The sequence below is a fragment of the Amycolatopsis sp. NPDC004772 genome, assembly GCF_053601215.1.
This window is the reverse complement of sequence record NZ_JBSGBK010000053.1, coordinates 1-11467: the sequence shown is the minus strand read 5'-3', so window position 1 is coordinate 11467 and position 11467 is coordinate 1. Positions and strand designations below refer to the sequence as shown.

Genomic DNA, 11467 nt, shown 5'->3' with positions numbered 1-11467 from the left:
GAGACATCCGATGAATCAGGGAAGCGGCGGCAGCGCCGGCGTGTACAGCCAGCGGGTGAAGAACGCGCTCAGCGACCGTCCCGCGTGGGCCTCGGCCGCCGCCACGAAAGCTTCCGTCGTGACCAGCCCGTGGCGGTGCTCCTCGGCCCACGACTTCAGCAACGCGAAGAACGCCGGGTCCCCGATCTCCGCCCGCAGCGCGTGCAGCGTCAGGCCGCCGCGCTTGTAGACGCGCTCGTCGAACATCCGGGCCACGCCGGGGTCGGCGATCCGGACGTCCGCGGGCTTGGCCTTGATCCGCGCGTACCAGCTGCGGGCCAGCGCCGACGCCGGCTGGCCGCCGATCTCCTCCGACCACAGCCACTCCGCGTACGTCGCGAAGCCCTCGTTCAGCCAGATGTGGCGCCAGTCCGCCACCGTCAGGCTGTTGCCGAACCACTGGTGGGCCAGCTCGTGCAGCACGAGCCGCTCGTGGGTGCGGCGGCCGTCGACGTGGTTGGCACCGAAGATGGCCATGCCCTGGGCCTCGATCGGGTCGTCGAGGTCGTCGTCGGTGATCACGATGACGTACTCGGCGAACGGGTACGCGCCGAACAGCCGCTGCAGGAACTCCATCATCCGGCCCTGGCGCCCGAAGTCGCGGTCGAAGAGGCGACGCAGCCGCGGGGGCACGGCCGCCCGCTGCGGCACCGTCTCGAAGATCGACTCCACCTGGCCGGTCGCGCGCCCGATGCCGAGGCTCAGCCGGCGCAGCCCGACCCCCGTGTGGGGGAACCAGCCGCGGCCGGACAGCTCGACCTCGTCGTAGCGGCCGATCTGGACGCTCATCAGGTAGGTCGCCGTCGGCTCGCGCCGCTCGAACACCCACCTCGTCGTGCTCGCCGACGTCGTCCGCTCGACCAGGGTGCCGGTGACCGCGACGAGGTACGGCGACGCCGTCGTCACGCTCACCCGGTAGGTCGCCTTGTCCGACGGGTGGTCGTTGCAGGGGAACCACGACGGCGCCCCGACCGGCTGGCTCGCCACCAGCGCGCCGTCGGTCAGCTCGTCCCAGCCGACGTCACCCCAGCGGCTGCGCACCGGGCGCGGGTTGCCGACGTAGTGCACCTCGACCGTGAACTCGGTGCCCGCCGGGATCGACTTCGCCGGCTTGACGTGCAGCTTCGCGCCGCGCTTGAGGTACTTCGCGGCCTTCCCGTCGACCAGCACGCGGTTGATCCGGAACTCGCCGAAGTCGAGGCTGACGCGGGAAAGCGCCTGCGTCGCCTCCGCGGTGATCACCGCCGACGCCGAAAGCCGGTTCGGCGCGACCTTGTAGTCGAGGCTCAGGTCGTAGTGCCGGGTCCGGTACCCGCCGTTGCCGTGGGCGGGAAGGTAGGGGTCACCCGAGGTGTCCGCGCCGGGAGCCGGAGCCGGAGCCTTCGAAATCACCCGTCGCGAACCTTTCGTCGTGCGTGCTGGAACCAGGCTCGCACGGACGGGTGAGTCCGGCGCGCCTGGTCCCGCTTTCGTTACTTACCGGTCCACGCGGAGATCGGGTTGCCCAGCCAGCGCGTGTCGGCCGGCACCTCGTCGCCGCGGGTCACCAGCGAACCGGGGCCCACCGTCGTCCGGGCGCCGATGCCCGCGCCCGGCAGCACGATGCCGTGCGGGCCGAGCGTGGCGCCCTCGCCGAGGGTCACCCGGGACATGCTCATGATCCGGTCGTGGAACAGGTGCGTCTGGACGACGCAGCCGCGGTTGATCGTCGCGCCGTCGCCGAGCTCGACGAGGTCGGCCTCGGGCAGCCAGTACGTCTCCAGCCAGACACCGCGGCCGATCTTGACGCCCATCGTGCGCAGCCACGCGGTCAGCAGCGGGGTGCCGCCGACCGAGCCGATCAGCCACGGCACCGCGAAGGCCTCGACGAAGGTGTCGGCCAGCTCGTTGCGCCAGACGAAGGAGCTCCACAGCGGGTGGTCGACCTCGCGGAACTTGCCGACCAGCAGCCACTTCATCACCGTCGCGGTCAGCGCCGCGACGATCCCGGCGGCCAGCAGGGCGGGCCCGGCCAGCAGCGCGGCGACGCCGAAGCCGAACGCCGAAGCCGTCCACAGCAGGCCGAAGGCGACCACGACGGTCAGCGCGACGCCGCACATGACCGGGATGATCCGGCACAGCTCGACCAGCGCCCGCGCGGCCTTGAGGTGCAGCGCCGGGGTGTAGGTGCGGCTCGTGTCGGCTTCGCCGACCGCGCGGCGGACCGGCAGCGGCGGCATCCCGAGGTACGACGAGCCCTTCTTGGCCTTCAGCGGCGTCGACGACAGGACGCCGACCAGCCCGCGCTTCGGCACCGAACGGCCGGGCGCGGTCATCCCCGAGTTGCCGAGGAACGCCTGCTTGCCGATCCGCGCCGGGGCGACGTGCAGCCAGCCGTGGTTGAGCTCGTAGGTGGCGACCATGGTGTCGTCGGCCAGGAACGCGCCGCTGTCGACCTTGGTCATCTTCGGCAGCGCGAGCACGGTCGACGCCTCGACGTTGCGGCCCACCTTCGCGCCGAGCAGCCGCAGCCACACCGGCGTGAACAGGCTGGCGTACAGCGGGAACAGGCCTTCGCGGGCCATGCTCATCAGCCGTTCGGTGGCCCAGACCTGCCAGGCGACGCGGCCGTGCACCGGGTGGTAGCCCTCGACCATGCCGATGCTCAGCGCCCGGACACCGATGAGCACCAGCAGCATGTACGCGCCGAAGTACGCGGCGGTCGCGGCCGGCACGAAGACCAGCGCGCGGGTGAACGCGTCGAACAGCGTCGGGGCGCCGGCGATGCCGTAGCCGAGCACCGCGACCCCGGCCAGCGCCGCGATGCCGGGCAGGAAGCCGAGGAGCAGCGAGGTCGCGCCGTAGACGGCGGCCCAGAAGTGCGAGCGCGGCGGGCGGCTCGACGGCCACTTCAGCGCGTCACGCTCGTCCTTGCCGACGCGGGTGGCGGGCGAACCGGCCCAGCGCTGCCCGGCCGGGACGGCGCCGCGGACGGTCGACCCGGCCGCGATCTCCGCGCCCTTGCCGATGCGGACGCCCGGGAACAGCGTGCTGCGCGCACCGACGCGGGCTTCCGCGCCGACGCGGACCTTGCCGATGTGCACGACGTCGCCGTCGACCCAGTGGCCGGACAGGTCGACCTCGGGCTCGATCGCGGCACCGCGGCCCAGCTTGAGGAAGCCGGTGACCGGCGGCGGCGAGTGCAGGTCGACGTCCTTGCCGATCCGCGCGCCGAGCGCCTTCGCGTACGTCGTCATCCAGGACGCGCCGGCGACGCTGTCCGCACCGGAGAACCCGGCCAGCTTCTCGGCCGTCCACAGTCGCAAGTGGACACTGCCGCCGCGCGGGTAGGTGCCGGGGCGGACCCCGGACAGCAGCACGCGCGCGCCGCCCGCGGCGATCGCGATCCGGCCCGCCGGGCTGAACAGCACCACCCAGGCCAGGCCGAGCCACGCCCAGCTCAGCGTCGGCGCCCAGGCGAACCCGAGCACGGACAGGACATTCGACAGCGCGGCGGCCAGGGTCACCCAGCGCAGTCCGACCAGGCCCATCAGCGGGACCATGAGCAGCGTCTGGACGACCCCGGCGCGGCGCTTCGTCGGCGCGATGTCCCGGCGTTCGGTGGCCTGCCCGCTCAGCGCGTCCAGCATCGCGGCCAGCGCGCCCAGCTTGGGGTGGGCGTAGATGTCGGCGACCGACACCTGGGGGTGCCGGGTGCGGATGCGGGCCACCACCTGGGCGGCGGTCAGGCTGCCGCCGCCGTGGGTGAAGAAGTCGGCCTTCGGGCTGTCGACCGACACGCCGAGGATTTCGGCCCAGCCTTCGGCGAGCCACGTCTCGGTCGGGGTCAGCCCGGAAGCCTCCACGGTGGACAGCGGCCACGGGAGGGCGTTGCGGTCGACCTTGCCGGAGGTGCGGGTCGGCAGGTCGTCGACGACGGCGAGCAGCGGGACCAGCGCGGCGGGCAGGTGCTCGCGCAGGCGGCTCGCGGCCTGGTCATGGTCGAAGTCCTCGCCCGCGGGCACGACGTACCCGACGAGGACCTGGTTGCCGGCCTTGGTGCGGCGGATCGCGGCGGCCGCGCCCTGCACGCCCGGCAGGGCCTGCAGCGCGGCGTCGACCTCGCCCAGCTCGATGCGGCGGCCGCCGAGCTTGACCTGCTCGTCGAGGCGGCCGAGGAACAGCAGGCCTTCTTCTTCGGCGCGGACCATGTCACCGGAGCGGTAGGCGCGCTGCCAGCCCAGCGACGGCAGCGGCGCGAACTTCTCGGCGTCCTTGGCCGCGTCGAGGTAGCGGGCCAGGCCGACGCCGCCGATGACGAGCTCGCCGGTCTCGCCCATGGCGACCGGCTCACCTTCGTCGTTCACGACGGCGAGCTGCCAGCCGACGAGCGGCAGGCCGATCCGCACCGGGCCCTCGCCGGTCAGCTGCGCGGCGCAGGCGACGACGGTGGCTTCGGTCGGGCCGTAGGTGTTCCAGACTTCGCGGCCTTCGACGGCAACGCGCTCGGCCAGCTCCGGCGGGCACGCTTCACCGCCGAAGATGAGCAGGCGGACGTCTTCGAGGGCGTCGGCGGGCCACAGGGCGGCGAGCGTCGGCACGGTCGAGACGACGGTGATGCGCTGCGCGACCAGCCACGGGCCGAGGTCGACGCCGGTGCGGACCAGCGCGCGGGGCGCCGGGACCAGGCAGGCGCCGTGGCGCCACGCCAGCCACATCTCTTCGCAGGAGGCGTCGAAGGCGACGCTCAGGCCGGCCAGGACGCGGTCGCCGGGGCCGATCGGCTCGTCGGTGAGGAAGAGCTCGGCCTCGGCGTCGACGAAGGCGGCAGCACTCGCGTGCGTGACCGCGACGCCCTTGGGCTTGCCGGTGGAGCCGGAGGTGAAGATGATCCAGGCGTCGTCGGCCGGGCCGGGGCGGCCGTCGCGGCCACCCGGGGTGCTGTGGACGTTGATCGTGCCGTCGGTGGCGACCGCGGCGACCTGGGCTTCTTCGAAGACGAGCTCGGCGCGCTCGTCAGGGTCGTCCGCGTCGACCGGCACGTAGGCGGCGCCGACGGACAGGGTGGCGAGGATGGCGACGTACAGCTCGGCGGTGCCGGAGGAGATCCGGATGCCGACGCGGTCGCCGAGGCCGACGCCGTAGCTGTTGAGGCGGCGCCCGTAAGCGTCGATCTCCTCGAGCAGCCGGCGGTAGGTCAGGGTGGTGGTGCCGTCGTCGATCGCGGCGGCGTTCGGGTGCCGCTCGGCGGTGGCGGCGAGGACGTCGAGGAGGGTGCGCTCACCGGCGCCGAGGCCGGACCAGAAGAGGGCGCGGTCGGCGACCGGGGCGAGCGTGACCTCGGCAGCGGACTCGGTGGGTTCGATGGTGACGGTCATCGGCCACTCACCCCGGGCAGGACAAAACCATGGGCGCGCAAGCCCACCACTCACCTTTCGGGAGCCTCAACCGGGCTCGCTCTCCGAATGAGGCGCCCGCAACGACCTTCAACCATACCCGCGGATCACCAAAAGATATCCCCAGGGTCACGCTCGCGTGTCAGACCTCACGATCACCGGCCTGACCAGCGTGATCCAGCTCGCATCTCGCGTGATTGAAGCCGGAACCGGCGTGATTGGGGCCGTAACTCGCGAGTTACGGCCCCAATCACGCGAGTCACGACCCTGATCACGCGAGTTACGGCAAATGACTCACCGGGTTCGGGCGGCTTTTCCGCCGACCTTCGGCTTCGCCTTCTTTTCCCGGACGCGCACATTCACCCGAACGGGGCTGCCGGTGAAGCCGAATTGCTCACGGAACTTGCGTTCGATGAAGCGGCGGTAGCCCGCCTCGAGGAAGCCGGTGGTGAACAGCACCAGCGTCGGCGGGCGGATGCCGGCCTGGGTCGCGAACAGGACCTTCGGCTGCTTGCCCGAGCGGACCGGCGGCGGGGTGGCCGCGATCAGGTCGGACAGCCACGCGTTGAGCTGGCCGGTCGGCACCCGCTGGTCCCACGACTTCAGCGCGGTCCGCAGGGCCGGCGCGAGCTTGCGCACCGAACGGCCGGTCAGCGCCGAGATGTTGACCTTCTCCGCCCACGGCACGCGGACCAGGCCGCGGTCGAGCTCGCGGACCATCGCGTGCCGGCGGTCCTCGTCGACCAGGTCCCACTTGTTGAACGCCAGCACGCAGGCGCGGCCGGCCTCGACGACCATGGTCAGCACCCGCAGGTCCTGCTCCGACAGCGGCTCGGCCGCGTCCAGCAGCACGATCGCGACCTCGGCCGCGTCGATCGCGGTCTTGGTGCGCAGCGACGCGTAGTACTCGGCGCCCGCGGCGAAGTTGACGCGCTTGCGCAGGCCCGCCGTGTCGACGAACCGCCACGTCTCGCCGTCCAGCTCGACCAGCGAGTCGACCGGGTCGACCGTGGTGCCGGCCACCGAGTCGACGACCGAGCGCTGCTCCCCGGACAGCTTGTTGAGCAGGCTCGACTTGCCGACGTTCGGCTTGCCGACCAGCGCGACGCGCCGCGGCCCCGACGTCGGGACGCCGCCCTCGCGCGGCGACTCGGGCAGGGCCTTGAGGATGGCGTCGAGCAGGTCGCCGGAGCTGCGGCCGTGCAGCGCGCTGACCGGGTGCGGCTCGCCGAGGCCGAGCGACCAGAGCGACGCGGTGTCGGCGAGCAGCCGGTCGTCGTCGACCTTGTTGGCGGCCAGCAGCACCGGCTTTTTCGAGCGGCGCAGCACCTTGGAGACGGCTTCGTCGGTCGCCGTCGCGCCGACCGAGGCGTCGATGACCAGCAGCACCGCGTCCGCGGTCTGCATGGCCAGCTCGGCCTGGGCGGCGACGGAGGCCTGCAGCCCGGTCGCGTCCGGCTCCCAGCCGCCGGTGTCGACCAGGGTGAACCGGCGGCCACCCCAGTAGGCGTCGTAGGCGACGCGGTCGCGGGTCACGCCCGGCACGTCCTGCACGACGGCTTCGCGCCGGCCGAGGATGCGGTTGACCAGCGTCGACTTGCCCACGTTGGGCCGGCCGACGACGGCGAGCACCGGCTGCCCGAGCGCGGCCTCCTCGGCCGCTTCCGCCGCCTCGATCTGCGCGTCGAGCGCGGCGAATTCGGTCTCGTCGGACCAGGTGCCGTCGACTTCGCCGACGCCGTCGTACTCTTCCATCACTACCCGATTTCCCTTATACCGCGCCGGATCCGTGTTCGGCACGCCAGTCGTCCAAAGTCTTCACGAGCGCCGCGAGCTCACCGCGCAGCTCTTCGGTGCCCTGGTCGAGCCCGGTCTTCCCGGGGCCGACTTTCGGCGTGAACGGCTCGCCCACGAGGATGTCCACCCGTGGCCGGAACCGCCGCTTGCCGTCGGCCGGCTTGAGCGTGCCCCGCGTCGCGACCGGGAGCACGGTCGCGCCGGAGGCCCGGACCAGCCAGGCCGCGCCGCGTTCGGCCGCGCCGACGTCCCCGGCACCGCGGGTGCCTTCGGGGAAGATCCCGACGACCCCGCCGTCCTTCAGGACGCCGACCGCGGTGAGCAGCGGCTTGCGGTCGATCTCGCCGCGCTTGAGCGGGATCTGCCCGATCGCCAGCAGGAACTTGCCGACGACGCCGCCGAACATCTCGGCCTTGACCAGGAACGCCGAACGCCGCGGAAGCATTCCGAAGATCAGCTGCGGCTCGATCATGGAGCTGTGGTTGGCGATCACGAGCAGCGGCCCGGTGGCGGGGACGCGCTCGCGGCCGTGCACCCGGATGCGGAAGGCCGAGCGCAGATAGTACCGGGCGAAGACCCGCCCGGCGTCGTGGAGCCTGCCGACGGATCCCTCGGGGAGTCCGTCACCGCTCATCGAGCGACCTCGGCGTTGCAGCCTTCGAGGATGCCGCGGTGGCTGGCCAGCTCGCTCAGCGCGACGATCACCTGGTCGATCGACAGCTCGGAGGTGTCGACGTGCACGGCGTCGTCGGCCGCGCGCAGCGGCGAGGCGGCGCGGGTCGAGTCGAGGTGGTCGCGGCGCTCGACGCTGGCCAGGGCGTCGGCGACCGACGACTGCCGCCCGGCGGCGGTGTCCTGGGTGCTGCGGCGCGACGCGCGGACGTCGGCCGAGGCGGTCAGGAAGACCTTGAGCGGCGAGTCCGGCGCGACGACGGTGCCGATGTCCCGGCCCTCGACGACGATCCCGCCGCGGTGCCCGACGACGTCATCGATGATCTGCCGCTGCCGCGCGACCAGCAGCTCCCGCACGTGCGGCACGGCCGAGACCGGCGACACGGCCTTGGTGACCTCCGGCCCGCGGATGTCGGCGGCGACGTCCGCACCGGCCAGGCGGATCTCGGGCCGGTCGGGGCTGGTGCCGATGGTGAACTCGGCGCGGTCCGCGACCTCGGCGACCGCGTCCTGGTCGGCCGGGTCGACGCCCGCGCGCAGCACGGCGAGGGTGACCATCCGGTACATGGCACCGGTGTCGAGGTAGCCGGCCCCGAGGCGCTGGGCGAGCTTGCGGGCGACGGTGGTCTTCCCGGTCCCCGATGGGCCATCCAGCGCGACCACACCACGTAGGGCTCCCGTCACCGGCACTCTCCTCGCGTTCTCGTCCCGTTCGGCGTCGTCCCCCATTCTGCCGGTCGGGGTGCGGGGGAGATCAGTCGGCCCGCGTGCCGAAGCGCGCCACCACCAGCGCGAGGCGCTCGTCACGGTGGGCGGGCGAGAGCCGGCGGCCCCGGTCCAGCGTCACCAGGCCGTGCAGGGTGCTCCAGAACACCTCGGTCAGCGCGCCCGCGTCCTGCTCCCCCGCCGTCGGCTCGACGACGGCGAGCAGTTCCGCGAAGCACGCCTTCATCACCTCCGGCGTGTCGTCCTCGGCGAACCGCAGCTCCGAGGCGTGCGTGAACATCGCGTCGTAGAGGCCCGGTTTGGCTTCCGCGAAGGCCACGTACGCCTCCGTCACCCCGCCGAGGCCGCCCGGACGCGCCGCGCCCAGCGTCGCCGCCAGCTCGGTGAAGCCCTCCAGCGCGGCCGCCGCCATGATCGCGTCCTTGCCGCCCGGGAAGTGGCTGTAGAGCACCGGCTGGCTGTACTCGATCAGGCCCGCGAGCCGCCGGGTGGTGACCGCGTCCCACCCCTCCGCCTCGGCCAGCTCCCTGGCCGCGGCGATGATCCGCTGCCCTCGCTCGGTCCGGTCGCGCACACGCCGTTGTCGCTGGGTCATGGATCACATGCTAGCACCGCTAGACAAACTAGCGCCGCTAGATTAGCGTTGCTAGTAATCCTAGCGATGCTAGAAAACCTGGAGGGAACACCATGCTCGTCACCGGCTACGTCCTCACCGCGCTCGTCTCGCTCGGCATCATCTACGTCGGCCTCAACTACCTCTTCGCGCCGGCGAAGATCGCCGTGGGCTTCGGCTTCCAGGCGGTCCCGGAGAACGCCGAGACCTTCTTGAACGTCAAGGGCGGCCGCGACATCGGGGCGGGCCTGATCCCCCTGGCCCTGATGATCTACGGCGACCCGCACGCGCTGGGCTGGGTCGTCCTCACCGCGGCCGCCTGGCCCCTCTTCGACCTGCTGATCGTCCTGCGCCACGGGGGCAAGAAGGCCATCGCCTTCGGCGTCCACGGCCTGACCTGCCTCGCGATGGCCGTCGCCGCCCTGCTCCTGCTGCTCGGCTGAATCCCCGCGAATCGGACACCTGGGTTACGGTGGTTGGGTGAACGTCGAAGTAACTCCTCTGCCCGGCATCGGGGTCCGCAAGGACTTCGCCACCCGTACCGGCCGCCGCATCGGCGTCGTCACCCAGCGGGACGGCCACATCGAGCTGATCGTGTCCAAATCGGACGATCCCGATGCCTGCGCCGCCTCGATCCCGCTCACCGCGGACGAGGCCGGCGCGCTGGCCAACCTGCTCGGCGCGCCGCAGCTGGTCGCGCAGCTGACCGAGGAGCACCGCGACCTGCCGGGGATCAGCACGCGGCAGCTGCCGATCAAGCCGTCCGGTCCGTTCGACGGCCGGACGCTCGGCGACACCGCGATGCGCACCCGCACCGGTGTCTCGGTGGTCGCGGTGGCGCGGGCCGGCCAGGTGCACCCGTCGCCGACGCCGGACTTCACGTTCACCGGCGGCGATCTGCTGGTCGCGGTCGGCACGAGCGAGGGCCTGGAAGCCGCCGCCAAGATCCTCAAGTACGGCTGAGCGGCCGATGGACCACACCGCGCTGTCCCTGATCGAACTGGGGGCGGTCTTCTTCGGGCTGGGCGTGCTCGGGCGCCTGGCCGCGAAGATCGGCCTCTCCCCCATCCCGCTTTACCTGCTCGGCGGCCTCTGCTTCGGCCAGGGCGGCCTGATCCCGCTGGGCGACATCGGCGGCTTCACGCACTTGGCCGGCGAAATCGGCGTCGTGCTCCTGCTCCTCCTGCTCGGCCTGGAGTACTCCGCGGCCGAGTTGTTCACCGGGCTCCGCCGGTCCTGGACGGCCGGCCTGCTCGACATCGTCCTCAACGCGGCTCCCGGCGCGGCCGTCGCGCTGCTGCTGGGCTGGGGCCCGGTCGGCGCGATGGTGATGGCGGGCGTCACGTACATCTCGTCGTCCGGCATCGTCGCGAAGGTCCTTGGCGACCTCGGCCGGCTCGGCAACCGCGAGACGCCGGTGGTGCTGTCGATCCTCGTGTTCGAGGACCTCGCGATGGCGCTCTACCTGCCGATCCTCACCGCCGTGCTGGGCGGGGTGTCGCTGCTCGGCGGTCTCGAGGCGGTCGGCATCTCGCTGCTGGTGATCACCGTGGTGCTGGTGGTCGCGCTGAAGTTCGGCCGGTACGTCTCGGCCGCGGTGGACAGCCCGGACCGCGAGGTGTTCCTGCTCAAGGTGCTCGGCGCGGCCCTGCTGGTCGCCGGCCTGGCGTCGGCGATGCAAGTCTCGGCGGCGGTCGGGGCGTTCCTGCTCGGCATCGCGATCTCGGGCTCGACAGCGGAGAACGCGACGCACATGCTGGAGCCGCTGCGCGACCTGTTCGCCGCGGTGTTCTTCGTGGTCTTCGGCCTCAACACGAACCCGGCGTCGATCCCGCCGGTGCTGGGCTGGGCGATCGTGCTGGCGGTGGTGACGACGCTGACGAAGGTGGCCACGGGCTGGTGGGCGGCGCGCCGCCAGGGCATCGGCAAGATGGGCCGGGCCCGGGCGGGAGCGGCGCTGGTCGCGCGGGGCGAGTTCTCGATCGTCATCGCGGGCCTGGCGGTGACGGCGGGAGCGGTCACGGGCGAACTCGCGGCGCTGGCCACGGCGTACGTCCTCCTGATGGCCATCCTCGGCCCGACGGCGGCCCGGGTGGTGGAGCCGATCGTCCGCGCCCTGCAACGCAAATCGGCCGCGCGGACGGCCCCGGCCGAGGCGAACTAGCGCAAGCCCGCCCAGCCCAGCCCCAAGCGCCCCAATGTGGCGTTCGGTGCATTGGACGCACCCAACGCCACCAACTTGTGG

General features: G+C 72.3%; 9 protein-coding genes. 3 read left to right on the top strand and 6 right to left on the bottom strand.

Translation table 11 applies throughout. The annotated features are described in order from the left end of the window. Nucleotides 1–15: 15 nt before the first annotated feature. From ACWEF6_RS27515 to ACWEF6_RS27490, 6 genes are all read right to left on the bottom strand, one after another. On the bottom strand, nt 16–1431 hold the full coding sequence (locus tag ACWEF6_RS27515; protein WP_449685569.1) for a M1 family metallopeptidase: 1416 nt from the start codon (nt 1429–1431) through the stop codon (nt 16–18). Nucleotides 1432–1511: 80 nt separating this feature from the next. Continuing rightward, nucleotides 1512–5396 (bottom strand): Pls/PosA family non-ribosomal peptide synthetase, encoded by a 3885-nt coding sequence (locus ACWEF6_RS27510; protein ID WP_449685568.1) that lies wholly within the window; start codon nt 5394–5396, stop codon nt 1512–1514. A gap of 312 nt (nt 5397–5708) precedes the next feature. Continuing rightward, a complete protein-coding gene (gene der, locus ACWEF6_RS27505; protein ID WP_310971409.1) occupies nt 5709–7169 on the bottom strand; it encodes a ribosome biogenesis GTPase Der in 1461 nt (486 codons plus the stop codon). A 16-nt stretch (nt 7170–7185) separates the two neighbouring features. Beyond that, entirely contained in the window at nt 7186–7845 is a 660-nt protein-coding gene (locus ACWEF6_RS27500) for a lysophospholipid acyltransferase family protein (protein WP_449685567.1), read from the bottom strand. Then, a complete protein-coding gene (gene cmk / locus ACWEF6_RS27495) occupies nt 7842–8546 on the bottom strand; it encodes a (d)CMP kinase (protein WP_449685612.1) in 705 nt (234 codons plus the stop codon). Before cmk ends, ACWEF6_RS27500 begins: the two co-directional genes overlap by 4 nt. Nucleotides 8547–8637: 91 nt before the next feature. Beyond that, on the bottom strand, nt 8638–9183 hold the full coding sequence (locus tag ACWEF6_RS27490) for a TetR/AcrR family transcriptional regulator (RefSeq protein ID WP_449685611.1): 546 nt from the start codon (nt 9181–9183) through the stop codon (nt 8638–8640). Between the two features lie 113 nt (nt 9184–9296). On the opposite strand from ACWEF6_RS27490, the gene ACWEF6_RS27485 reads away from it, so the two are divergent. From ACWEF6_RS27485 to ACWEF6_RS27475, 3 genes are read left to right on the top strand one after another with little or no spacing between them, the layout of a single operon-like run. Next, on the top strand, nt 9297–9665 hold the full coding sequence (locus ACWEF6_RS27485) for a DUF4267 domain-containing protein (RefSeq protein ID WP_449685566.1): 369 nt from the start codon (nt 9297–9299) through the stop codon (nt 9663–9665). Between the two features lie 37 nt (nt 9666–9702). Further along, a complete protein-coding gene (locus tag ACWEF6_RS27480; protein ID WP_167384818.1) occupies nt 9703–10185 on the top strand; it encodes a cation:proton antiporter regulatory subunit in 483 nt (160 codons plus the stop codon). A gap of 7 nt (nt 10186–10192) precedes the next feature. After that, nucleotides 10193–11386, top strand: a complete 1194-nt coding sequence (locus ACWEF6_RS27475) for a cation:proton antiporter (protein ID WP_449685565.1) — start codon at nt 10193–10195, stop codon at nt 11384–11386. Nucleotides 11387–11467 lie beyond the last annotated feature (81 nt).